21 protein-coding genes and 1 pseudogene are annotated in these 22,367 nt (G+C 66.5%); 9 read left to right on the top strand and 13 right to left on the bottom strand.

Going from position 1 to position 22,367, the window contains the following annotated elements; genetic code table 11:
* Window positions 1-103 precede the first annotated feature (103 nt).
* A complete protein-coding gene (locus tag ACETII_RS09000) occupies window positions 104-1,477 on the top strand; it encodes an HWE histidine kinase domain-containing protein (RefSeq protein ID WP_363350775.1) in 1,374 nt (457 codons plus the stop codon).
* Window positions 1,478-1,484: 7 nt separating this feature from the next.
* Here ACETII_RS09000 and ACETII_RS08995 read toward each other — a convergent pair whose 3' ends face one another.
* From ACETII_RS08995 to ACETII_RS08945, 11 genes are all read right to left on the bottom strand, one after another.
* Window positions 1,485-2,783 carry an HlyC/CorC family transporter gene (locus ACETII_RS08995; protein ID WP_363350773.1) on the bottom strand — a complete coding sequence of 433 codons (1,299 nt, stop codon included), beginning with the start codon at window positions 2,781-2,783 and terminating at the stop codon, window positions 1,485-1,487.
* Between the two features lie 5 nt (window positions 2,784-2,788).
* On the bottom strand, window positions 2,789-4,600 hold the full coding sequence (gene aroB / locus ACETII_RS08990; RefSeq protein ID WP_472787814.1) for a 3-dehydroquinate synthase: 1,812 nt from the start codon (window positions 4,598-4,600) through the stop codon (window positions 2,789-2,791).
* 33 nt (window positions 4,601-4,633) lie between these two features.
* The gene (locus ACETII_RS08985) at window positions 4,634-5,356 is read right to left on the bottom strand and encodes an NUDIX hydrolase (RefSeq protein WP_472787813.1); all 723 of its coding nucleotides are present in this window, start codon (window positions 5,354-5,356) and stop codon (window positions 4,634-4,636) included.
* Complete coding sequence (locus ACETII_RS08980) at window positions 5,353-6,261, bottom strand: PhzF family phenazine biosynthesis protein (RefSeq protein ID WP_472787812.1); 909 nt, start codon at window positions 6,259-6,261, stop codon at window positions 5,353-5,355. The genes ACETII_RS08985 and ACETII_RS08980 overlap by 4 nt, the downstream gene beginning before the upstream one ends.
* A 10-nt stretch (window positions 6,262-6,271) precedes the next feature.
* The gene (locus tag ACETII_RS08975) at window positions 6,272-7,153 is read right to left on the bottom strand and encodes a nuclear transport factor 2 family protein (RefSeq protein WP_363351268.1); all 882 of its coding nucleotides are present in this window, start codon (window positions 7,151-7,153) and stop codon (window positions 6,272-6,274) included.
* A 131-nt stretch (window positions 7,154-7,284) separates the two neighbouring features.
* Window positions 7,285-8,166, bottom strand: coding sequence for a nuclear transport factor 2 family protein (locus ACETII_RS08970; RefSeq protein ID WP_472787811.1), 882 nt, complete (start codon window positions 8,164-8,166; stop codon window positions 7,285-7,287).
* Between the two features lie 87 nt (window positions 8,167-8,253).
* A complete protein-coding gene (gene ilvC, locus ACETII_RS08965) occupies window positions 8,254-9,273 on the bottom strand; it encodes a ketol-acid reductoisomerase (protein WP_363350763.1) in 1,020 nt (339 codons plus the stop codon).
* Window positions 9,274-9,496: 223 nt separating this feature from the next.
* Window positions 9,497-10,048 carry an acetolactate synthase small subunit gene (gene ilvN, locus ACETII_RS08960; RefSeq protein WP_363350761.1) on the bottom strand — a complete coding sequence of 184 codons (552 nt, stop codon included), beginning with the start codon at window positions 10,046-10,048 and terminating at the stop codon, window positions 9,497-9,499.
* Window positions 10,049-10,151: 103 nt separating this feature from the next.
* Complete coding sequence (locus ACETII_RS08955) at window positions 10,152-11,924, bottom strand: acetolactate synthase 3 large subunit (RefSeq protein ID WP_363350759.1); 1,773 nt, start codon at window positions 11,922-11,924, stop codon at window positions 10,152-10,154.
* Between the two features lie 238 nt (window positions 11,925-12,162).
* On the bottom strand, window positions 12,163-12,927 hold the full coding sequence (locus ACETII_RS08950; protein WP_472787810.1) for an SDR family oxidoreductase: 765 nt from the start codon (window positions 12,925-12,927) through the stop codon (window positions 12,163-12,165).
* Between the two features lie 66 nt (window positions 12,928-12,993).
* Complete coding sequence (locus tag ACETII_RS08945; RefSeq protein WP_472787809.1) at window positions 12,994-13,611, bottom strand: glutathione S-transferase family protein; 618 nt, start codon at window positions 13,609-13,611, stop codon at window positions 12,994-12,996.
* A 14-nt stretch (window positions 13,612-13,625) separates the two neighbouring features.
* Between ACETII_RS08945 and ACETII_RS08940 the strand changes: the two are divergent.
* Window positions 13,626-13,811, top strand: a pseudogene (locus ACETII_RS08940) (rhodanese-like domain-containing protein); the annotation flags it as partial.
* 88 nt (window positions 13,812-13,899) lie between these two features.
* Here the strand turns inward: ACETII_RS08940 and ACETII_RS08935 are convergent.
* Window positions 13,900-14,517, bottom strand: coding sequence for a TetR/AcrR family transcriptional regulator (locus ACETII_RS08935; protein WP_363350753.1), 618 nt, complete (start codon window positions 14,515-14,517; stop codon window positions 13,900-13,902).
* Between the two features lie 154 nt (window positions 14,518-14,671).
* Window positions 14,672-15,418 carry a YebC/PmpR family DNA-binding transcriptional regulator gene (locus ACETII_RS08930; protein ID WP_472787808.1) on the bottom strand — a complete coding sequence of 249 codons (747 nt, stop codon included), beginning with the start codon at window positions 15,416-15,418 and terminating at the stop codon, window positions 14,672-14,674.
* 95 nt (window positions 15,419-15,513) lie between these two features.
* Between ACETII_RS08930 and ACETII_RS08925 the strand changes: the two genes are divergently transcribed.
* From ACETII_RS08925 to ACETII_RS08895, 7 genes are all read left to right on the top strand, one after another.
* Window positions 15,514-16,467: an LOG family protein gene (locus tag ACETII_RS08925; RefSeq protein WP_472787807.1), complete on the top strand. Its 954-nt coding sequence runs from the start codon at window positions 15,514-15,516 to the stop codon at window positions 16,465-16,467.
* Window positions 16,389-16,940 carry a YidB family protein gene (locus ACETII_RS08920; RefSeq protein ID WP_472788142.1) on the top strand — a complete coding sequence of 184 codons (552 nt, stop codon included), beginning with the start codon at window positions 16,389-16,391 and terminating at the stop codon, window positions 16,938-16,940. The genes ACETII_RS08925 and ACETII_RS08920 overlap by 79 nt, the downstream gene beginning before the upstream one ends.
* A gap of 148 nt (window positions 16,941-17,088) precedes the next feature.
* Complete coding sequence (gene gmd / locus ACETII_RS08915) at window positions 17,089-18,069, top strand: GDP-mannose 4,6-dehydratase (protein WP_363350745.1); 981 nt, start codon at window positions 17,089-17,091, stop codon at window positions 18,067-18,069.
* 18 nt (window positions 18,070-18,087) lie between these two features.
* A complete protein-coding gene (locus tag ACETII_RS08910) occupies window positions 18,088-19,077 on the top strand; it encodes an NAD-dependent epimerase/dehydratase family protein (protein WP_472787806.1) in 990 nt (329 codons plus the stop codon).
* Complete coding sequence (locus ACETII_RS08905) at window positions 19,074-20,504, top strand: glycosyltransferase family 4 protein (RefSeq protein ID WP_472787805.1); 1,431 nt, start codon at window positions 19,074-19,076, stop codon at window positions 20,502-20,504. Before ACETII_RS08910 ends, ACETII_RS08905 begins: the two co-directional genes overlap by 4 nt.
* Window positions 20,505-20,672: 168 nt before the next feature.
* A complete protein-coding gene (locus ACETII_RS08900) occupies window positions 20,673-21,203 on the top strand; it encodes a hypothetical protein (RefSeq protein WP_363350739.1) in 531 nt (176 codons plus the stop codon).
* Between the two features lie 170 nt (window positions 21,204-21,373).
* A complete protein-coding gene (locus ACETII_RS08895) occupies window positions 21,374-22,291 on the top strand; it encodes an outer membrane protein (protein WP_472787804.1) in 918 nt (305 codons plus the stop codon).
* Window positions 22,292-22,367 lie beyond the last annotated feature (76 nt).

Raw genomic sequence — 22,367 nt, 5'->3', positions numbered from 1 at the left:
TGTGGAACTTGGCGAAGGCGTGGCTGGTTTCAGCCTAAGATTTAGCCCCTGGGATTCGTGGCGGCGGCGATCCTGGCGTCTGTCGCGCGCGCGGAGGAAGTGAGTGGACACACAGGTCCTGCGGCGAATTTCTGGCGTCGCCGTTTTGCTGGACGCATTTTTCGTTTTTGGCGCGCGAGCGGCGCTCGCGGCGCAACTTTCGTCAGTTTCCGCAGATTCTTGGTTCTCCGACGCGGCGGCGCTCGGGCTGGCGATCGTCTTCGCCGGCTCCGTCTATGCGCTTTTTCGCCTCGACCAGGATCGCCGCCGTACCGCCGCCGCCACGCACAGGCTTGCGGAGATGGCGCACCGCCTCAAGGCGGGCGCCCAGCCCGGCTGGGTCGCGACGGGAGTCGCCGACGTCGACGACATCGCCCGCACGCTCGACGAGTTCGAGCAGCGGTTGCGCCGCAAGCGCGCGCTGCTGACGCAGCTCAACGCAGAGGTCATCCGCGGCGGCGGCGCGAACGGATTCAACAACCAGCTGCGGGCGATCATCGACGCGCTTCCGGTGGGCGTCCTTTTGGCGGAAGCGCCGAGCGGCCGCATTCTGGAAGGCAACAAGGCGCTCGAGGCGATCCGCCGCGGCCCGGTCATCTATTCTGAAACCGTCGGCCAATATCGGCATTGGGTCGCCGTGCATGAAAACGGCGAGCCGGTCACGCCGGATGAATATCCGCTCGCCCGCGCCCTCGCCGGCGAGGAAAAGCCCGTCCTCGAGTGCCGTCATCAGCGCGGCGACGGCAGCTGGGGCTGGATCAACATTGTCGGATCGCCGATCCGCAACGAACGCGGCGCCATCATCGCCGCGATCATCGCCGTCACCGACATCGACGAGATCAAGAGCGCCGAGGAGCATCGGCGCAGCATGAACATGGAGTTGCACCACCGCGTGAACAATTCGCTGGCGATGATCCAGGGCATCGCCAACATCACCGCGCGCACGGCGACCGACTTCTCCTGTTTCAGGAACAGTTTTTCAGACCGCATCCAGTGCCTGAGCCGCCTCTCCACGCTGCTCGTCAAGAAATCCTGGACCGAGACGCCGATGCGCGAATTGGTGACGACGGCGCTCGCCGCCGACAGCCCCGGTCTGCGCGACCGCGTCGCGCTCTCGGGCGACGACGTGGAGTTGCGTTCCGAGGTCGCGCTGGCGCTGGGCATGGCCCTGCACGAGCTTCTGTCCAACGCCGAACGCCACGGCGCGCTCTCCGCCGAGGCCGGACGAATTTCCGTCGACTGGCGCGTCGCGGACAGCGAAGGGCGTCGGCTCCGGGTCGAGTGGAAAGAGCGTGGCGGCCCTCCCGTCTCCGAGCCTCAGCGCACGGGCGTCGGACAGTATCTCATGAAGTCGGTGCTGGCGCGCCAGTTTGGCGGCGACATTGACTTCGCCTACGAGTCCGACGGCCTGCGCGCGACCCTCACAGCGGAAATCTGAGCGGGGTTCAGTCGTCGCCAGGCTCATGCGGGGTCACGCGCAGCGCGGTGACGCGGTTTCTGATCTTGCGCATCACTTCGAAGCGGAAGCCGTGGAAGGTGAACACCTGTCCCGCGTCCGGAATGGCGCCGGCTTCGTGGATGACGAGGCCGGCGATGGTCGTCGCCTCCTCGTCCGGCAGGCTCCAGGCCATGACGCGGTTGAGGTCCCTTACCGGCACCGCGCCGTCGACGAGCACCGAGCCGTCCGGCTGCGGGCGCACGCCCTGCACCGCGAGATCGTGCTCGTCACGGATGTCCCCGACGATCTCCTCGAGAATGTCCTCGAGCGTGACGAGGCCCATCACCTCGCCATATTCGTCGACGACGAGCGCGAAATGCGTCTTGCGCTTGAGGAAGGCCTCGAGCTGGTCCTCGAGCGTCGTCGCCTCGGGCACGAACCAGGGGGCGAACATCACCTCGTCGATCTTGATCTTGGAGGCGTCGCCGCCCGCGGCGTCGAGGGCGCGCAGCAGATCCTTCGAATGCAGCACGCCGACGAAATTATCCGGCCGCTCGCGCCACAAAGGCATGCGGGTGAAGGGCGAGGATAAGACTTCCCGCACGATCTGAACGGGCGGCAGATCGGCGTCGATCGTGCGCATCTTGGTGCGGTGAATCATCACGTCCGCGACATGCAGGACCTGCAGGTCGAGCACGCCGCCGAACATGTCGCGCGCCGCCCGCTCGACATTGCCCTCTTCATGCAGAATGTCGACCGCGCCCTTGAGCTCTTCATAGGGGGAGAGCATGGTGCGGCCGTGGCCGAGCTCGACGCCCGCAAGGCTCAAGACCCAGCGCACGATCCATTCGACCGCGGCCAGCAGCGGCCCGAAGATCGAGACGAAGGGCGTGATGAAGCGCACGACCTTGAGCGACATCGCGTCGGGGTAGTTGATCGCGAGGGTCTTTGGCAGCACTTCGGCGAAAACGAGCAGCAGCACGGTCATCAGGATCGTGGCGTAGACCGCGCCATTTTCCCCTGCGATGGCGGTGAGCACGCTCGTCGTGAAGGCGGAGCCGCCGATATTGACGAGCGTGCTGCCGAGCAGCAGCGCGGCGATCATGCGGTTTCGTTGGCGCAGCAGGCGGTTGACGGCGCCGGCCCGCCGGTCGCCCTCCTTCTCCAGCGTATGCATCCGGGCATGGGAGGCGGCCGTCAGCGCCGTCTCCGACCCCGAAAAAAAGGCGGAGAGCAAAACGCAGAGAATGACGATCAGCACATCGGACCACTCGAACGCCGCGCCGCCGGTTCCAAGCCCATGCATGTTCGTTACCGCGCGAGTTCGTCTTTCAGGAAGCCCAGCGCCTCTGCGGGCTCGACGGATTTGGCGATGAACGCCTCGCCGACGCCGCGCATCAGGATGAAGGTCAGCGCGCCGCCCTCGACTTTCTTGTCCTGATACATGGCGGCGAGAACGGCCTGCGCGTCGTCGCGCCAGCCGGGAATCTGGCGAATCTCCGTCGGCAGGCCGACGCTTGCGAGATGGCGCGCGACGCGCTCGGCGTCCTGCGGCGCGCACAGCCCGAGACGCGCCGAAAAACGTGCGGCGCAGGCCATGCCGATGGCGACGCCCTCGCCATGCACGAGGCGCTCGCTGTCATAGCCCGCAAGAAGCTCGAAGGCGTGGCCGAATGTGTGGCCGAGATTGAGCAGCGCGCGGTCGCCCTGCTCCGTCTCGTCGCGTCCGACGATGGCGGCCTTGGTCTCGCAGCTCACCGCGACGGCGCAAATCTGCTCGGCGCGGCTGTGGAACACCGCCTCGGCGTCCGCCTCGAGCCATTCGAAGAAGCGCTTGTCGCCGATCAGTCCGTATTTCACGACCTCGGCGTATCCGGCGCGAAATTCGCGCAGCGGCAGGGTGCGCAGCACGTCGACGTCGGCGAGCACCAGCGCGGGCTGGTGAAAGGCGCCGATGAGATTCTTGCCGTGAACGGAGTTGATCCCCGTCTTGCCGCCGACCGACGAATCGACCTGCGAAAGCAGCGTCGTCGGGATCTGCACGAAGCGCGAGCCACGCCTGACGCTCGCTGCGACAAAGCCCGCAAGGTCGCCGACGACGCCGCCCCCGAAGGCGACAATGAGATCGCGCCGCTCGATCTTCGCCGCCAGGACCTCGTCGCAGACGCGTCCGAAGGTTGCGAGCGACTTCGAGCCCTCGCCGGGCTTGACGATGATCGTCTTATGGCGAACGCCCGCCTTCGACAGGCTTTCTTCCAGCGTGGGCAAATGCAGCCGCGCGACGTTTTCGTCCGTCACGATCGCGCAGGCGGCCCCCGGCGCGACAGTGGAAATATGATCGCCCGCCTCCTCCAGAAGGCCCGCGCCGATGAGAATGTCGTAAGAGCGCCCGCCGAGCGCGACATGGACGCTCTCGCGATGGGTCGCGCCCTGGTCCGCCTGAATGCGCTCGAGATTGAGGTGGGTCATGGCCTTGGCGAAATCCTTCTTGTGGGCGGCGCGGCGCGTGGCGTTGAGACGCGGCAATTCGGCGATCAAGGCGTCGAGCGTCGCCTCCACCATGACGTCTTGCGGCTCGTCGTGCGATTCGACGCGAATGTCGGCGAGTTCATAAAGCGGCCGGCGGGTTTCGAGCAGGCGGCGCAAGGTCTCCTCGGGATCGTCCGTATGCAGGAGCGGCCTGTCGTTCTTGCGACGCACGCGCTTCATCAGCGTCTTCAAGTCGGCGTCGAGCCAGATCGAGACGCCGCGCTCGCCGATCCGCTCGCGGGTGCGGGGGTCCATGAAGGCGCCGCCGCCGGTGGCGAGCACGATCTGGCCGCTGTTGAGGAGGCGCATGATGACGCGGCGTTCGCCGTCGCGGAAATAGCGCTCGCCATATTTGGCGAAAATTTCGGGAATGGTCATGCCCGCGGCCGCCGCGACGATCTCGGCGTCGGCGTCGACGAAGGGGAGGCCGAGGCGGGCGGCGAGGCGCTGGCCGATGGCGCTCTTGCCCGAGCCCATCATGCCGACGAAGACGAGGGCGCGGCCAGCCAGAGCCGCCCGAACGGCGACAATGCGCTCGTCGGCGCCGCCGGGCGTCGGCGCCGGCGTCGGGCCAAGAGGTTGCGGTCGTGTCATGGACGGCAATTTACACTAAAGCGCGCGGAAAATTCAGCCCGTCTCGGCGGCGCGCGCGAGAAAGGCCGACATGAAGGTCGGCAGGCGGGGATCGTCGTAGCGCCCCGGCGCCAAAAGATGGGCGTCGCAAAGCTCCGGCGCGGCCTCGGCGGCGAGATGAGCGCGGACGCGGGCGCGGAGCGCTTCGGCCGGCTCCGGCCAGTCGATGCGCTTGATGCAGGCGACGCGCTGGCGATCGAAAATGACCGTCCAGCCCTCTGCGGCGACCCCCTCGGCGGCGGGCAGGCCGGTCTCCTCGGCAAGCTCGCGCCAGAGGCTCCCCGGCAGATCCACGACGCCGCCCGGGAGCACGTCGTCGAGATCGGGGGTGCCGGCGGGGAAGTAACGCTGTCCCGCGGCGGAATGGCCCGGGCCCATTTCGCCCAGAAGATAGGCGCCGTCGCTCGAGCGCACCGCCGGCATGGCGAAGCAATTATGCACGGTGGCGTCTGGCCAGCCGAAATCCCGCCAGGCGAGGAAATGCGAAAAGCGCGTCTCGAAGGCGTCGAGTTTCAACGCGCTCGAACCCGCCTCGGTCTCGACGGCGACGCGACAAGCGAGCAGCACCGGCCCGTCATAGAGCGTGGGGTTGACGGCGCATCGCGCGGCCCAGTGACGCGCAATCGGCTCCGCCGCCTCTCGGGCGAAGGCCCAGTCGTGCGAGACCAGGCGGCAATCCAGGCGGTCGATCGCCAGGAAGCTCGGCTCATCCGTCAAAGACGCAGCCTCCCCTCGCCGACGCGCATGACCTGGCCGCCGATCGCAACGCCCGCCAACGCGCCGTTTTCAACCCGCATGCGCAGGGTGATGCGCGAGGGCCGCCCCATGGCGTAGCCCTGTTCGATGAACACTTCATGCTCGCCATCCCTGGGGCGTTCGAAGGCGAGCGCCACGGCGGCGAAGGCGGCGGCGGCCGACCCCGTCGCCGGGTCTTCCTCGAAGCCGAGCCCCTGCGCCAGCATGCGCGCGTGCACGGCGGCGGCCGGATCGACGGTCTCCCGCGTGTAGAGGAAGACCCCGGCGGCGTCGCCGAGCGCGGCCGCAAAGGCGGCGGGCGCGCGGCGGGCGCGGTCGAGCGCGGCGCGGGAGCCTATGGGCGCGAAGACGAAGGCGGGCCCCGCCGCGAAGGCGCTCGGGACATGGGCGTCGAAGCCGATGTCAGCGGGCTGGAGCGATAAAGCGGCGGCGAGGGCCGCCGCCGTAGGGGCCGGCCCGGCCTGGCGGGGCGTCATGGGCAGCGCGCATTCGGCGTAAGCGACGCCGCTGCGCCCGCGCAAGGCCTCGCAGCGCAAGAGGCCGACGTCGGCCTCCAGCGCGACGACGACGCCATGGCGGGCCAGAGCGTCGCCGGCGCGGGTCTCGGCGAGCAGCGCAGCCGTCCCGATCGTCGGATGGCCCGCGAAGGGCAGCTCCCGCTCGGGCGTGAAAATGCGCAGGCGGGCGCTGTGGACGGGGTCGCGCGGTTCGCACAGGAACACCGTCTCGCTTAAATTGAACTCCCGCGCGACGGCGCGCATCGCTTCCGCCGACAGCCTGTCGGCGCCCTCGACGATCGCGAGCGGATTGCCGCTAAATCGGCGATCGGTGAAGACGTCGACGAGATGGTAGGCGAGGCCGGTCATGTCCCTGCGGTCAGCCCTGCAGCTGCAGGACGGCGACGCTGTCGCGGAATTCGACCAGTTCGACGATCCGCCCATTCTCGAAGCGCACGAAGTCGGCGAGTTCGACAATGCCGCGCCGGCCCGTGCCGCGATGACGCCATTCCACCGCGCGGCGCGCGGCGACGGCCCGGCCGTCGACGATCATGCGCGGCGTCGCCGCGCCCACCTGCTCGAAGTCGACGTTGATCGCGCCGATGATGCGCGTCAGCGCGTCGACGCCGCCGTGCCGACCCGCGTAGAAGATGGTCGCCGGATCGCCGACGAATTCGCACACGACGTCAGCGGCGCAATAGACGCGAAACAGATCGATGTCCGGCCCCTCGCGCGAGAAATTGCCGAGCTCCATCAGGCGGCGCGCCATTTCCTCGCGGCTGAGACAGGGCGGCGGGGGCTCGAGCATCTCCGCGAAGCTTCTCAACCGCGCGCCCGTCTCGCGTTCGGGCGCATGATCGTCGATGAACTCGTCCATCTCGGCGACGCGGCCGTTCCGCCAGCGCAGAAAATGCGCCAGATCCTTGCAAAGCACCCCGCCCGAGCCGCGGCGACGCCAGCTCCCCCGCCAGCGCACGGCCGTGCGGTCGCCCTCGACCAGCACGTCCAGAATCTCGGCGTCGAGCGGCTCGAATTCGATGTCCGCGCGCCTCATATCCTCCCGGAGCGCGTCGCGCCCCGACCACGCGCCGGCGGGATAAGGCGTGACCTTGGCGCAGTTATGCCGCAGCTCCACATCCTCGACAAAAAATTTCAGGAACGCCTCGGCGTCGCCCGACATGCGCGCGTGGATCAGCTCGTGAACGCGCCGGCGCGTCTCCTTCTCGACAGCACGATCAGCCGGCCCGCCCAAGTCATACATCGCCACTCTGCCCCCTCCTCACGCGCCGCCAGGCAGCGCTTCAGGATTGTTTTTGGGAGCATTAGAGCCCCTGCATCCCGGGTTGTCGACACTTTGTTTCCCAACCGGCGCGCGATCCGCGCGGCTGTCTGTCAGTCCTGCATCCGCACCAGCGAGACCGTATCGCGAAATTCGGTCAGTTCGGCGATCAGTCCGTTGTCGAACCGCACGAAATCCGCGAGCTCGCAGACGCCGGTCCGGCCGGTGCCGCGGTGACGCCACTCGACCTGTCGCCAACAGGCGGCGCGCGCGTCCTCGATCAGGATCTTCGACAGCCCAAGCGCCCGCTGCTCGAAATCCACATGAACCGCCCGTATGATTCCCAAAAGCGCGTCGAGGCCCTTATGGCTCCCGGCGTAAGGCAGTCGGGCTCGATCGCCTGCAAAAACGCAGGCAATATCGGGCGAGCACCATTTGCGGACGAGGTCCGGTTCGGGGCGCCCCGTCTCCAGTTGCAGCAGGCGGCGCGCGCAGCGCTCCATTTCCTCGCGCCGCACGCCGGGCTGCCGCGGCGTCAGCAGCGCTTCGAAAGAGGGGAGACCGACGGAGGCGGGCGCCGGCTGGCAATAAGCGTCGAAAAACTCGTGCATTTCGACGACGCGGCCGTTGCTCCACCGGAGAAAATGCGCGGCGTCATTGGTATAGACCCGCCCGTTTTCATGCCGACGCCAGTCGGCGCGCCAGCGCACCGCCGCCTGATCGCCATCCACCAGAATGTCGATGATCTCATGATCGCCGGGCAGGTAATTTTCGTCCGTGCGACGGAAAAGGTCGCGCAGACCCTCGACGCCGTTCCAAACGCCGGGACCGATCATGCCCTCGCGCCAGCTGTGGCAGGACAGCACGACGGCCGGGTCGACGAAGGAGACGAAACGGTCATAGTGCCGGCGCATCCGGCAATCGAGCATTTCCGCGATGATGAAGCGTATGTCGGTCGCGCTCAGCGCGACAGCTCGGTTCCCCTCAACCGGCATGTCGCCATCCCCCGCCCTGAAAACAATTCGCCAAATCGGCGGCGCGCGCGCCCTGCCCGCTGCGCGCCGCATAGTCTTATGATGGGATCAGTTACGCTCTTTGTCGACAAGCTTGTTCTTGCCGATCCAGGGCATCATCGCGCGCAGGCGCGCGCCGACGTCCTCGATCGGATGCGCGGCGTTGCGGGCGCGGGTCGCCTTGAAGGAGGTCTGGTTGACCTTGTTCTCGAGCATCCAGTCGCGGGTGAATTTGCCGGACTGAATGTCCTCGAGAACGCGCTTCATCTCGGCCTTGGTCTCGGGCGTGATGATGCGCGGGCCGGTGACGTACTCGCCATACTCAGCCGTGTTGGAGACCGAATAATTCATGTTGGCGATGCCGCCCTCATAGATGAGGTCGACGATGAGCTTCACCTCGTGCAGGCACTCGAAATAGGCCATCTCCGGCGCATAGCCGGCCTCGACCAGCGTCTCGAAGCCGTTGCGGATCAGTTCCACGAGGCCGCCGCAGAGCACGACCTGCTCGCCGAAGAGATCGGTCTCGCATTCCTCGCGGAAGGTCGTCTCGATGATGCCGGCCTTGCCGCCGCCGATGGCGGACGCATAGGAGAGCGCGATGTCCTTGGCGTTGCCGGAGGCGTCCTGATGCACGGCGACGAGGCAGGGCACGCCGCCGCCCTTCAAATATTCGCCGCGCACCGTATGGCCGGGGCCCTTGGGAGCGACCATCAGCACGTCGAGATCCTTGCGCGGCTCGATGAGATTGAAGTGGATGTTGAGGCCATGCGCGAAGAAGAGCGCCGCGCCCTGCTTGAGATTGGGGGCCAGCTCATTGGCGTAGATCTCGCCCTGCAGTTCGTCGGGCGTCAGCATCATGACGACGTCGGCCCATTTGGCGGCCTCCGGCACCGACATCACTTTGAGGCCGGCGGCTTCGGCCTTGGCGGCGGAGGCGGAGCCGGAACGCAGGCCGACCGCGACCTCGGGAACGCCGCTTTCCTTGAGATTGAGGGCGTGAGCGAAGCCCTGGCTGCCGTAGCCGATGATGGCGACCTTCTTGCCCTTGATCAAATTGATGTCGGCGTCCCGATCGTAGTAAACGCGCATTTCCTGTCGTTCCCCTGGGTCTCTGGTGGCGTGGCGGATGACGGGACCGCCCTTGCGTGACGTCATGAATATCGCGGCCCTTTTACGCGGGGGCGCCCCGAAGGTCAAAGCCCCCTGTCCCTCCTCCGCCTGCGCGCCAAAGGGAAAGCGCGCAACGCCGCACCCGCATTGGAGGGCGGCTTCGGCTCTTTCCGCCGCACGGCCGGGATGGGAAGGGCAAGCTTTAGATCGGCTCGGGCCCGCGCGAAATCGCCGCGACGCCCGTGCGCGAGACCTCCACGAGGCCGATAGGACGCATCAGATCGACGAATTCGTCGATCTTGTCGGGCCGGCCGGTCAATTCGAAAATGAAGCTCTCGGTCGTGGCGTCGACGACGCGGGCGCGGAAGGCTTCGGCGAGTTGCAGCGCATCGGTGCGATCCTCGCCGCGGCCGCGCACTTTGACCATCGCCAGTTCGCGCTCGAGCGAGCGCTTGGAGACGGTGAGATCGGTGACCTGCCGCACCGGGACGATGCGCTCGAGCTGGTGATGGATCTGGTCGATGGTTTCGGGCGCGCCGGAGGTCACGATGGTGATGCGCGAGCGATGCTCGGCATGGGCGACCTCGGCGACGGTAAGGCTCTCGATGTTGTAGCCCCGCCCCGAAAACAGGCCGACGACGCGCGCGAGCACGCCGGGCTCATTGTCGACGAGCACGGAAAGCGTATGCGACTCGACTTTCGAATTGCTCGTCGAGGCGGAATAGGGAGAAGGCGGCGTGGCGGGAGCGTTCATGATCGACCTGTCTTTACGCCGTCATGGCGGGCGGAGCGAAGCAATCCAGCGTTTCCGCCCGCGGCCCGCATGACGGCCAGAATTTCCACGTGACGCGGCCGCGTCACACCAGCATCTTGCCCTTTTCGTCGATGATCGCCCCGATGTCGACGCCGGCGTCGTCGGAGAGATCGGCGAGCAGCATGTCGTTGTGCGCCTTGCCGGAGGGGATCATCGGGAAGCAGTTTTCGACCTTGTCGACGAGGCAGTCGAAGATCACCGGCCCGTCGTAGTCGAGCATCTCCTGGATCGCCGCGTCGAGAAGCTTCGGGTCCGAGCAGCGAACGCCCTTGCCGCCGAAGGCTTCCGCGAGCTTCACGAAATCCGGCAGCGCCTCCGAATAGCTGTGCGAATAGCGGCCGCCGTGCAGAAGCTCCTGCCATTGGCGGACCATGCCCATATATTCGTTGTTCAAGATGAAGATCTTCACCGGCAGACGATACTGGATCGCCGTCGACATCTCCTGGATGTTCATCAGGATCGAGGCTTCGCCGGCGATGTCGATGACGAGCGCATTGGGATGCGCGAGCTGCGCGCCGATCGCCGCGGGCAGGCCGTAGCCCATCGTGCCGAGGCCGCCGGACGTCATCCAGCGGTTGGGCTCGTCGAAATGATAATGCTGGGCGGCCCACATCTGGTGCTGGCCGACCTCGGTCGTAATATAGACGTCGCGATCCCTGGTCAGCGCATAGAGGCGCTGCACGGCGTATTGCGGCTTGATCGTCGTATCGGAATTGCGGAAGGCGAGCGACTTCTTGCCGCGCCAGTCGTCGATCTGCGCCCACCAATGATCGAGCGGCTGCTTCTCGGCGTGCATCGCCTCGGCGCGCCAGGTGCGCACCAGCGCTTCCAGCACGTGGGCGCAATCGCCGACGATGGCGAGATCGACCTTGACGTTCTTGTTGATCGACGAGCGGTCGATGTCGATGTGGATCTTCTTCGAGCCCGGCGAGAAAGCGTCGAGGCGGCCGGTGATGCGGTCGTCGAAACGCGCGCCGACCGCGATCATCAGATCGCAGTCATGCATGGCGTTATTGGCTTCATAGGTGCCGTGCATGCCGAGCATGCCGAGCCAGTTCTGGCCCGAACCCGGATAGGCGCCGAGCCCCATCAGCGTCGAGGTGATCGGAAAGCCTGTGAGGCTCACGAGCTCGCGCAGCAGCGTCGAGGCCGAGGGGCCGGAATTGATGACGCCGCCGCCCGTATAGAAGATCGGACGCTTGGCGGCGGCCATCAGCTTCACGGCCTCGCGGATCTGCTCCATGTCGGCGTCGAGCTTGGGCTGATAGGTCTTGTGCTGCGCCCCGCGCGGCGGCGTATAGACCCCCCGGGCGAACTGCACGTCCTTGGGAATGTCGATCACCACCGGGCCGGGACGACCGGAACGCGCGACATAAAACGCCTCGTGCAGAATGCGCGGCAGATCCGCGACGTTCTTGACGAGATAATTGTGCTTGGTGCAGTGGCGCGTGATGCCGACCGTGTCGCATTCCTGGAATGCGTCGGAGCCGATGAGATGCGTCGGCACCTGTCCGGTGATGCAGACCACGGGGATCGAGTCCATCAACGCGTCGGTGAGGCCCGTCACCGTATTGGTGGCGCCGGGGCCGGAGGTGACGAGCAGCACGCCGACCTTGCCGGAAGAGCGCGCATAGCCTTCGGCCGCATGCGCCGCGCCCTGTTCGTGGCGCACGAGAATGTGCTTCACCCGCTCCTGATGGAAGAGCACGTCATAGATCGGAAGCACCGCGCCGCCCGGATAGCCGAAAATAATCTCGACGCCCTGATCCTTCAGGGCTTCGACAACCATTTCTGCGCCGGTCATTTCCTTCGACATTGCTTCGTTCCGATCTATTCATCTCACGGGGTCGAGACCCGCTGCGGGCAAGAAAAAAGGCCCTCTCGGGGCCTTGGGTCAAGCGCCGTCGACGGAAGGCGGGCCCTACCCCCGCTCCGACACCGGCGCCAATTCTACGACGAGAAGACCGCGCATCGCGCCCCACTATCTTGACGCGCAGACGTTACGGGAGGCGGGCGCCAGAATCAAGCGGCGAGTTGGCGCGCTTCCGCCGGTTCTATCGCGCGATCCAGCCGCCGTCGACGACGAGCAGGTGGCCGATAATGAAGCGCGCCTGTTCGGAGGAAAGGAACAGCGCCGCCTCCGTCAGCTCCTCGGCGCGGCCCATGCGGCCGATCGGGAAGAGCCTGCCGGCGGCTTCGGGCGTAATCCCCTCCTTCTCCATCCATTGGTGAAACACGTCGCCCGGCGCGTCGATGCCGCAGGCGCAGATGGCGTTGACGCTGATATTGTCCTTGGCGACCTCGAGCGCGACGGTCTTGGTGAGCCCGTCGACCCCGCCCTTGCTCGCCGCATAGGCGCCCTCGCCCGGATTGCCGGTGAGGCTTCCCGTGATCGACGACTGATTGACGATGGCGCCGCCGCCGTTTTTGCGCATCTGCCGGATCTCGTGCTTCATGCAGAAGAAGACGCCGCGCAGATTGACGTCGAGATGGAAGTCGAAGCCCTCCGCCGTCTCGTCGACGATCGGCTGAAAGCGCACCACGCCGGCGTTGTTCACGGCGCAGTCGAGGCGGCCGAAGGCGCGGGCCGTCTCCGCCACCATCGCCTCGACCTCCCGCTCGATGCGCACGTCGGCGCGGATGAAGACGCCCGCGCCGCCGACGGCGCGGATCATGGAAAGCGTCTCCGCCCCGCCGGCTTCGTCGATATCGGCCACCGCGACTTTGGCGCCCTCTCGCGCAAAAGCCAGCGCGGTGACGCGGCCGAGCCCCCGCGCCGCGCCCGTGACCAGCGCGACCTTATTGTCGAACCGCCCCACGTCCCCCTCCCCGAAAAGTTCGTCAGGGCGCGATGTTAACCGACCGCGCGGGGGCGCCAAACCGCTTTAGGCGCCTTCGGCGGCGAGAACCCGCTGCACCGCCGGGTCGGCCGCCATCATGTCGTGATGGGCGCGCACGGCCGGAAAGGCGGAAAGCCCGTCGTCGAGCAGCGTCTGCGCCCAGCGCTCCATCGGGAAGACATAGGCGTCGAGATAGCTGCGCTTGTCGCCCAGGAAAAAGCGCTTCCCGGTCAACTGCGCGTCGACGAGCAGGAATTTCTTGTGCGCAAGCGCCTTCGCCGCCTCGCGGATATCGTCGAAGGCCTCCTTCTCCCGCGCCCGCGTATAGCGATTCGGCACGAAGAGCGGGAAGAAGGCCGGGTGCAGGTCGCCGGTGATGAAAAAGCTCCAGCGGTCGGCTTCCGCCTGCTCCTTGTCGCCGCCCTCGACTGCAAGCCTTGCCTGGCGGTGGCGATGGGCGAGGTAACGCAGGATCGCGGCGTCCTGGGTCAGGATCCAGCCCGACCCGTCGTCGAGCGCGGGCACGGCCCCGGCGGGGTTGATCTTCAGATATTCCTTGTCGCCGAATTCGACTTCCTTCGTGGCGTAGGGCGCGCCGATCCATTCGAGGGCGATGTGGGCGGCGAGCGAGCAGGCGCCGGGGTGATAGTAGAGCGTGAGCATGGCGGAGGCTCCCAATGAGGAACCCTGCGACAAGTAGAGGGCGCCCGCAGCCGTTCCGCCGAAAGCGCCGCCTTGGCGCCCCGAAAGACAAGCTGATCGTCCTCTACTGCTGGGACGGCTGGCGCAGCCTCGACGCCACCGCTGCGCTGGCGCTTCTCCAGCATGGCTATCGCGTCAAGGAGCTCCATGGCGGCGTAGCGGCCTGGCAGAGCCCCGATCTGCCCCAACAGAGTGAACGCCTCTCGCCGGAGCGACGCGCCTCGGGGCATGGCCAATTTTCGACGAGAACTATCGCGTCCCCGCGGTTCTCCCGACCGCCGCCGCCATCACCCCCTCGACCGCGCCCTCCAGCACCATCATGGGGTCGGCCGTCTTCGCAGCATCGAAATGCCCGGAGATCGTCAACATGGCGACGCCATGGGCGAGCGCCCAGATCTGCAGCGCCACATGGCGCGCCCCCTGCGCCGGGGCGCCGGCCTGCTGCAGCCAGGCGACAACCGCGCGCCACAGGATTTCCAGCGCATGATCGGCGGCGCCGCCGGCCTGCGGATCGGCGAGCGTCGCCGCTTGGCCGAACATGGCGGCGTAAAGCCCGGTCTCCTCGCGGGCGAAGGCCAGATAGGCGGCGCACATGGCGCGCATCGCCGTTCGCGCGTCGGGACGGCCCTCGTTCCAGGCGGCCTCGATCTTGTCTCCGAAGGTTTCGAAGCCCTGCCGGGCGATTTCGGCGAGCAGCGCGTCGCGGCCGGAGAAATGGCGATAGGGGGCCGCGGGCGTGACGCCGGCGCGCCGCGCGGCTTCGGTGAGGGTCAAGGCCGCGGGGCCGCCTTCCGCGAGAAGCTCGACGCCCGCGTCGACCAGCGCCTGCTTGAGCGAACCGTGATGATAGCCGCGTTTCACCTGCATCGATTCGCTCGGGCCGTCGTCAGGCGAGGTCGGGCGAGGTCAAAGCCCCTGTCGCAACACAAGCGGCGCGGACCCCACCCCGCGGCCTGCGGCCGCCGACCTCCCCGTAAAGGGGAGGTATGGGACCCAGCCTCGTAAGACGGCGCCTGAAACCTCACCCCGCGAGCTTGGCCATCAGCGCGTCCGAGATTTCGAAATTGGCGTAGACGTTCTGCACGTCGTCATTGTCCTCGAGCGTGCCGACGAGCTTCAAGATCTTTTCGCCCGACTCGTCGTCGACCTTGATCGTGTTCTGCGGACGCCAGACCAGCGCCGCCTTCTTCGGCTCGCCGAATTTCTCCTCGAGCGCCTTGGCGACCTCGCGCAGCGTCTCCACCGAGGTGATGATCTCATGCGCCTCCTCCGTCGCCGAGACGTCGTCGGCGCCGGCGTCGATCGCGGCCTCCATCATGGCGTCCTCGGAGGCGACCTTCTTGTCGAACTCGATCATCCCGACACGGTCGAACATGAAGGAAACCGCGCCCGTCTCCGCGAGCGCGCCGCCCGCCTTGGTGAAATAGGAGCGCACCTCGCCGGCGGTGCGGTTGCGGTTGTCGGTCAAGGCCTCGATGATGACGGCGACGCCGCCCGGCGCATAGCCCTCGTAGCGCACTTCGTCGTAGGTCTCGGCGTCGGCGCCGGAGGCCTTCTTGATCGCGCGCTCGATATTGTCCTTGGGCATGTTCTCCGCCTTGGCCGCGAGAACCGCGGCGCGCAGGCGGGCGTTCATGTTGGGATCGGGCAGGCCCGTCTTGGCGGCGACGGTGATTTCGCGGGCGAGCTTGGAGAAGAGCTTGGAGCGGATCGCGTCCTGCTTGCCCTTCTTGTGCATAATGTTCTTGAACTGACTATGCCCGGCCATCGTCTTTTGCCCTTTGGTCCTCTTAAAAACCGCCGCGACTGGCGTTCAGGCCGTCTATAACCCTCGCGGCGCGGGAAATAAAGAAAGGCGCCTGGATGAGTCTCAAAGACGAAAAGAAGGGTCCTGCGAAGCGCCCGGCCGATCCGCTGCGCCGCCGCGAGCCTTTGCCCGATCAGCGCCCCAAGCCGGTTTACGAGGATCCTCAGGCCGCCGCGCGCGTGGCGACGCTGCTCGCCAGCCCCGCTTACCGCGTAGCGGATTCGGACATTGACTTCCTCACGAGCGACGACGCCCGCGGCCCGCGACTGGAGCTCGACTATCTCAAAGCCGAGCTGCTGTTGCGCCAGCACGGCGTCACCGACGCCATTGTCGTCTTCGGATCGACCCGGATCGTGGAGCCCAAGGCGGCGCAGGCCCGGCTCGACGCGGCGCGCAGCCTCGCGGCCGCCGCCCCCGACGATCCGGAAGCGGCGCGGCGCCTGAAGATCGCCGAGCGCATCGCCGGCAAGGCGCATTATTACGACGTCGCCCGCGAATTCGGGCGGATCGTCGGCGCCTCCGGCCAATTGCCGGACGGCGGCCGGCTCGCGGTGGTCACCGGCGGCGGGCCCGGCATCATGGAGGCGGCGAATCGGGGCGCCTACGACGTCGGCGCGGAGACGGCGGGCTTCAACATTACGCTGCCGCACGAGCAGTTCCCCAACCCCTATCTGACGCCGGAGCTTTGTTTTCGCTTTCACTACTTCGCCATGCGCAAGCTGCATTTCGTGCTGCGGGCGCGGGCGCTGGTCGCTTTTCCCGGCGGTTTCGGGACGCTCGACGAATTGTTCGAGACCCTCACCCTCGCCCAGACCCGGGTGATGAAGCCCCTGCCGATTATCCTCGTCGGCGAAGCCTATTGGCGCGCCGTCTTCGATCCCGACTTTCTCGTCGAGGAAGGCGTCATCGCGCCGGAAGACCGCGATCTGTTCTGGTACGCCGAGACGGCCCGGGAGATCTGGGAGGGAATTTTGCGCTGGCGGCAAGAGGCCGGCGATCCGCTTTTCTGAAAAGCCTGCGAAGCGAAAAAAGCGCCGCCGGGCTTATTGTAGGGGCACAGCCTGCCCCCTATCTGTGTTTCTGCGGCGGAGCGCCGTCTCTGTTAGAGTCTGGAGGATTTCGCATGAGCTGGTTCAAGGGAATCGTGGGCGGCGTCATTGGCGCAGAAGCGTTGAACCTCATCAAGGATTACGTCGAGAAGGAAGGCGGCCTCGACGCCGTCGTCAAGAAATTCAGGGACGGCGGCTACAAGCAGCAGGTTGAGTCGTGGATTTCGACCGGCCAGAACCAGGCCATCAGCAGCATCGAGGTCGGCCAGGCCGTCGGCGTCGAAAAGCTCAAGAAACTGGCCGAGGCGACCGGGATCGACTTCAACAAGGCCCGCGATCTTCTCGCCGAATATCTCCCCGTCGCCATCGACAAGGCGACGCCGGAGGGCAAGTTGCCCGCACCCGAGAAAGAAGTGAAGAAATCTCTTTACTGACTGTGCCTTAGTTATTAAGACGAGCAGCCGCCGGAGTTTCCGGCGGCTTTTCTTTTGCCGCTTGAGCTTGACCATGCCCCGCCCTGGCTTGCCTCGGGGGGACCTTTTCAGTAGAGCCTTCGATCACACCATTGGACAAGGACGATTGATGACCAAGCGCGCGCTTGTAACTGGCGTTACCGGGCAGGATGGCGCCTATCTTTCGCAATTTCTGCTCGAAAAGGGCTATGAAGTGCATGGCGTGGTCCGCCGCTCGTCGCATCGCGGCGTCGAGGACCACCGTCTGCGCTGGCTCGGGATCAGCGGCAAGCTGCATCTGCACGACGCCGACCTCATCGACCTGTCGAGTCTCCTGCGCACCATCGAGGACGTCCGTCCCGATGAAATCTACAATCTCGCCGCGCAGTCCTATGTCGCCTCCTCCTGGCGCCAGCCGATCCTGACCGCCAATGTCACCGCCGTGGGCGTGACCAACATGCTCGAGGCCATGCGGCTCGGCGCGCCGGGCGCGCGCTTCTATCAGGCCTCCTCTTCGGAGATGTATGGGCTCATTCAGGAGCCGATGCAGAACGAGAAGACGCCCTTCTATCCGCGCTCGCCCTACGCCGTCGCCAAGGTTTACGGCCACTGGATCACGGTGAATTATCGCGAGAGCTTCGGCCTGCACGCCTCTTCCGGCATTCTCTTCAATCATGAGAGCCCGCTGCGCGGCGTCGAATTCGTCACCCGCAAGGTCACGCGCGGCGTGGCGCAGATCAAGCTCGGCCAGGCGAGCGAGCTGCGGCTCGGCAACATCGACGCCAAGCGCGACTGGGGCCACGCCAAGGACTATGTCCGCGCCATGTGGATGATGTTGCAGCAGGAGAAGCCCGACGACTATGTGGTGGCGACGGGCGTGACGACGACGGTGCGCGACATGTGCCGCATCGCCTTCGATCACGCCGGCCTCGACATGGAAAAGCATCTCGTCATCGATCCCGCCTTCTTCCGCCCGGCGGAGGTCGACGTGCTGCTCGGCGACTCGAGCAAGGCGCGCAAGGTTCTGGGCTGGGCCCCGGAAATCACCCTCGATCAGATGATCCGCGAGATGGTGGACGCCGATCTCGAGCGGCTGCGGCGCGAATCCTAAATCTTGGGAGCGCCCGGCATGGCGGCCTATGAGCGCATTCTGCTGACGGGCGGCTCCGGCTTCGTCGGCGCGCATCTCGCCGCCCGACTGGCGGACGCCTATCCCGACGCCCGCCGCGTCATGCTGATGCGGCCGGGCGAAAGCGGCGCGCGTCCCGACTTTTCCGTCGCCGTCGCCGATCTTCTCGACGAGGACGCGATCGACCGCCTCATCGCCGATCTCGCGCCCGATCTCGTGCTCCATCTCGCCGGACAGGCCTCGATCGGACAGGCGGCCGGGGCCCCCGAACAGACCTGGCGGGTCAATTTCCATGGGGCCTTCGGCCTTGCGGCGGCCGTCGCCCGCCATGCGCCGCAGGCGGTCGTGCTGTTTTGCTCGACGGCCATGGCCTACGGTTCGAGCTTCCGCGACGGCGTTCTCAACGAAGACGCGCCGCTGCGCCCGATGGACGTCTACAGCCGCTCCAAGGCCGCGGCGGAAAGCGCCATGGCCGATGTGCTGGGGCCGCGGGCGCGGCTCGTGATCGCGCGCCCGGTCAATCATTCCGGACCCGGTCAGCGCAGCCGCAGTTTCGTCCTCGCTTCCTTCGCCGCGCAGATCGCCGCTATTGAAGCGGGGGTCGCGGAACCGCGCATGAAGGTCGGCGACCTTTCGAAGGCGCGCGACTTTCTCGACGTGCGCGACGTCGTGGACGCCTATATGCGGCTCGTCGCCGAGGCCCGCGAACTCCCCGACCGCGTGTCGGTGTTCAACATCGGCAGCGGCGAGGCGCGGACCATCGCCGCGCTTCTGGAGATGCTGCGCCTGATGGCGCGGCGGCCCTTCGAGGTCGAGGTCGATCCTGCGCTGCTGCGCCCCTCGTCGACGGATATCGCCCGCGTCGCCTGCGACGCCTCGCGCATCGCCGCGGCCACCGGCTGGCGGCCGACCTACTCCATCGAACAGACTTTGGGCGCCCTTCTCGACGAATGGCGCGCCGAATTCGCACGGCCGGGGACGCCTTCGTGAACGATCCCGGCGCTACGCCCGAAGACGACAGGCGCGCGCGCATCCGGCTGCTCGAATTCCAGCTCGAGCATTTGCGCCGCGAGGCCCTGCACCTCACCCATGAACGGCAGCGGCTGATCTACTCGGTCGCCGGTCGCCTCTATGATGTCCTGCTGCCGATCGAACGCAAGATCGCCCAAGCGGGCGCGCGGTTCCTCGCGCCGTTTCGAAAGAAGCAGCCGCAGGCCGCCGCCCCCGCAGCCCCGGCCCCGGCGTCGACCCCCGTCGCCGCAACGGCCCCGCTGCCGGCGCGCCGCCTGCTGCTCGACGTCACCACCACGGCGAAATTCGACGGCGGGACGGGAATTCAGCGCGTCGTCAAGGAAGTGGCCCGGGCCTGCCATAGCGGAGGCGGGTTCGACATTCCCGCCCGCGCCGTGCGCTGCGAGGGCGGCCGCCTCTATTCGGCGAACGCCTTCACGGCCAAGCTCGGCGGCGCCGAGACCGGACCCGACGTCGAAATCGCGATCGAACCCGGCGACCGTTTCCTCACCCTCGCCGACAGCTGGAACGCCTTCGACGAGCTTGCGCCCATCTTCGACCGAATACGGGGCGAGGGCGGCGAAATCGTCACCTGCATCTTCGACCTCATCCCGGAATTGCACCCTTACGCCTGTCACGAGGTGACGCCGCCGCGCTATCGAGCCTGGCTGCGCCGCGCGCTTGTCGAAAGCGACGCCTTCCTCGCGATTTCGCGCACCGTCGCGGAGGAGCTTGCGGCTTTCGTCGCCGAGAAGCGGCTGCCGCATCGCCCGGGGCTCAAGATCGGCTGGTTCCAGTGCGGCGCCGATCTCGCCGCGCCTTCAGCCGAGAACCCGCGTCCGAAGATCGCTCAGGCCGTCTGCGGCGAGACGCCGGTGTTTCTGATGGTCGGCACGATCGAGCCGCGCAAGGGCCACCGGGTCGCGCTCAAAGCTTTCGAGGCGCTGTGGGCGCGGGGCGTCGAGGCGCGGCTGGTCATCGTCGGCCGGCGCGGATGGCTGGAGGAGGCGGTCGTCGCCGAGATTCTGGGCCACCCCGAGCGGGGCGGCCGGCTGTTCTGGTTCGACGACGTCGGCGACGGAGAGCTCTCCTACCTCTACGACCACAGCCGCGCGCTGATCCTGCCCTCCTATGCGGAGGGCTTCGGCCTGCCGATCGTGGAGGCGGCGCTGCGCGGACGCGCGGTCATCTGCAGCGACATCCCGGTGTTTCGCGAGGTGGGGCGCGACGGCGCGCTGTATTTTCGGGTCAACGACCCGATGGCGCTCGCGGCGGCGATCGAAGACTTTCTCTCCGGCGCGCGGCGGGCCGATCCGGCGCAGGCGCTCAGGGTTTCCTGGGCGGAAGCGGCCCGCAAAATCGTCGAGACCATCGCCCGCGACGACTGGCTGACGCGGCTCGCCTGAGCGGCGGCCTTCCCCGCAGCCGACAACGAGCCGTTTCCGCCCCGCGCCAAAGCATGTTAGAGAGGCGACAATCGGTCGCGCTTTCCGGGCGCTCTATCCCGGAGGCTGCGGCTTTTCGCTTGTTTTGCGGCCGCCGACGGCGGGCCGGCACCAGAGGACGCTCTCGAAATGGCGCTCAATATCCCGCTCGTAAAAGATCAGACGGCCCAGACGGTCTTCAAGATGCTCAATCTCGAGGCGTCGCAACTATCGTTGCCGGAGTCGCAGCAACTCATGAAAGGGGCGCTCGCGGCCTATGTCGTGCTGCAGACGGGGGCGCAGTTTTTCTCGCACTCCCTTCTCGCCAGCATCTTCTACGGCGTCGCCACCGCGGCCGTTCTCTATGGCGCGACCTTCTATCTCCTGCGCTACCTCAAGCAGGAGGAAAAATTCGTCAAGACGCTCACCGCAATGGCGATCATGGGCGCCATCGCTGCGCTCGCCTACATCATCCTGCACGTCATCGTCGGCGTCGCCCTGCCGCCGCCGCTGCCGACCGATCGTCTGGCCCGCTTCCTGCTGTTTCCGATCATCGTCTGGATCGTGTTCATGTACGCCTTCCTGCTGCGCCATGTGTCGCTGCGGCCGATTCCGGCCTTCGTGACGGCGTCGCTCTATGTGCTGGCGATTGAGATCGTGCTCTCGGCGGTGAAGTTCTAAAGAACGAAATCACCCGATCGGACTTGAACTTAGCCGGCGTCCGAGAGCGGGCGTCGGCGACGAACGCTAACCATTTCAGCATGTTAAGCGCGCATTAAGCATAATCGCTCATTCTTCCTTCATCGCCGCGCCACGTGGCCGCGCGAGCCGGCGTCAGCAAGGAAGAGACCATGTTCCCCCAGTTTTTGCGCGCCCGCGCGACGCTCCTCGCCGCGCTCCTCAGCGTCTTCGCGCCCGAAAGCCAGGCCGCCGATCTCTTCGCCCTCCCCGAGGCGCCGGAGCTGCCGGAGGAGGCGGTCGAATGGGGCTCGAACTGGTATCTGCGCGGCGACGTCGGCATCCAGCAGGTTCATGTTCCCTCGCTTTCCGCCTATTTCGCGCCGCTCGCCAATCAGACCCTGGTCTCGGGCGGTCTCGGCGGCGGCTATCAATTCAACGACTGGCTGCGCGCCGACGTCACCATCGACCGCAGCGTCTTTCGCAAGGCCGCTGTGACCGGCCAATACTGGTGCCCCTATCAGATGGTTGGCCTCAACGACCCGGTGAGCGGAGCTCCCGTCGGCGTCCTTGCCAATCCAAACGACACCTGTTCGCAATACAGCCAGGCCACCCTCAGCCGCACGAGCGTTCTCGCCAACGCTTATCTGGACCTCGGCCATTTGTGGGGCTTCACGCCCTATGTCGGCGCCGGCGTCGGCATGACCTATGGCTCCGCCTCGTCGAGCGTGGGCTATTTCAGAAACGCCGACGGAGGTCTGTGGGGGCCAGACCTCACCCTCCCAGCGGGCTACCCTGCCGTTTGGCTCTACCCGAATGGCGCGTCCTACCCCATCCAGCTTCCCTTCAACCTGACGAACTGGAACACCTGGGAGACCAGAACCTCCTGGCAGTTCGCCTGGAACGTCATGGCCGGCGTGAGCTACGACGTCACCCAGAATTTCAAGGTCGACGTCGGCTACCGCTACCTCAACGCCGGGAAATATACGGGCCTTCCGGCCTATACGCCCCAGGGCGTCTATGTCCCCCCCATGACCAGGGACATCACGTCGCAGGAAGTGCGGGTCGGGTTCCGTGTGACGACGAACTGACGCCTGCAGCCCGGGAAGCGTTCGAGGAGGCGCGGCCAGCGGCGCCTCTGTTTATTTGTGGGGAGGGATGTTAGGA

This window comes from Methylocystis sp. NC52PC, from assembly GCF_055698645.1.
The sequence above is the reverse complement of the archived record's forward strand: the minus strand, read 5'-3'. Positions and strand labels throughout refer to the sequence as shown.

Coding starts and splice junctions, on each gene's coding strand:
- ACETII_RS08995 (WP_363350773.1), bottom strand. CDS start 2,783: ATGCATGGGCTTGGAACCGGCGGCGCGGCGTTCGAGTGGTCCGATGTG.
- aroB (WP_472787814.1), bottom strand. CDS start 4,600: ATGACACGACCGCAACCTCTTGGCCCGACGCCGGCGCCGACGCCCGGC.
- ACETII_RS08980 (WP_472787812.1), bottom strand. CDS start 6,261: ATGACCGGCCTCGCCTACCATCTCGTCGACGTCTTCACCGATCGCCGA.
- ACETII_RS08975 (WP_363351268.1), bottom strand. CDS start 7,153: ATGTATGACTTGGGCGGGCCGGCTGATCGTGCTGTCGAGAAGGAGACG.
- ACETII_RS08970 (WP_472787811.1), bottom strand. CDS start 8,166: ATGCCGGTTGAGGGGAACCGAGCTGTCGCGCTGAGCGCGACCGACATA.
- ilvC (WP_363350763.1), bottom strand. CDS start 9,273: ATGCGCGTTTACTACGATCGGGACGCCGACATCAATTTGATCAAGGGC.
- ilvN (WP_363350761.1), bottom strand. CDS start 10,048: ATGAACGCTCCCGCCACGCCGCCTTCTCCCTATTCCGCCTCGACGAGC.
- ACETII_RS08955 (WP_363350759.1), bottom strand. CDS start 11,924: ATGTCGAAGGAAATGACCGGCGCAGAAATGGTTGTCGAAGCCCTGAAG.
- ACETII_RS08945 (WP_472787809.1), bottom strand. CDS start 13,611: ATGCTCACGCTCTACTATCACCCCGGCGCCTGCTCGCTCGCCGCCCAC.
- ACETII_RS08935 (WP_363350753.1), bottom strand. CDS start 14,517: ATGCAGGTGAAACGCGGCTATCATCACGGTTCGCTCAAGCAGGCGCTG.
- ACETII_RS08930 (WP_472787808.1), bottom strand. CDS start 15,418: ATGGCCGGGCATAGTCAGTTCAAGAACATTATGCACAAGAAGGGCAAG.
- ACETII_RS08925 (WP_472787807.1), top strand. CDS start 15,514: ATGAGTCTCAAAGACGAAAAGAAGGGTCCTGCGAAGCGCCCGGCCGAT.
- gmd (WP_363350745.1), top strand. CDS start 17,089: ATGACCAAGCGCGCGCTTGTAACTGGCGTTACCGGGCAGGATGGCGCC.
- ACETII_RS08910 (WP_472787806.1), top strand. CDS start 18,088: ATGGCGGCCTATGAGCGCATTCTGCTGACGGGCGGCTCCGGCTTCGTC.
- ACETII_RS08900 (WP_363350739.1), top strand. CDS start 20,673: ATGGCGCTCAATATCCCGCTCGTAAAAGATCAGACGGCCCAGACGGTC.
- ACETII_RS08895 (WP_472787804.1), top strand. CDS start 21,374: ATGTTCCCCCAGTTTTTGCGCGCCCGCGCGACGCTCCTCGCCGCGCTC.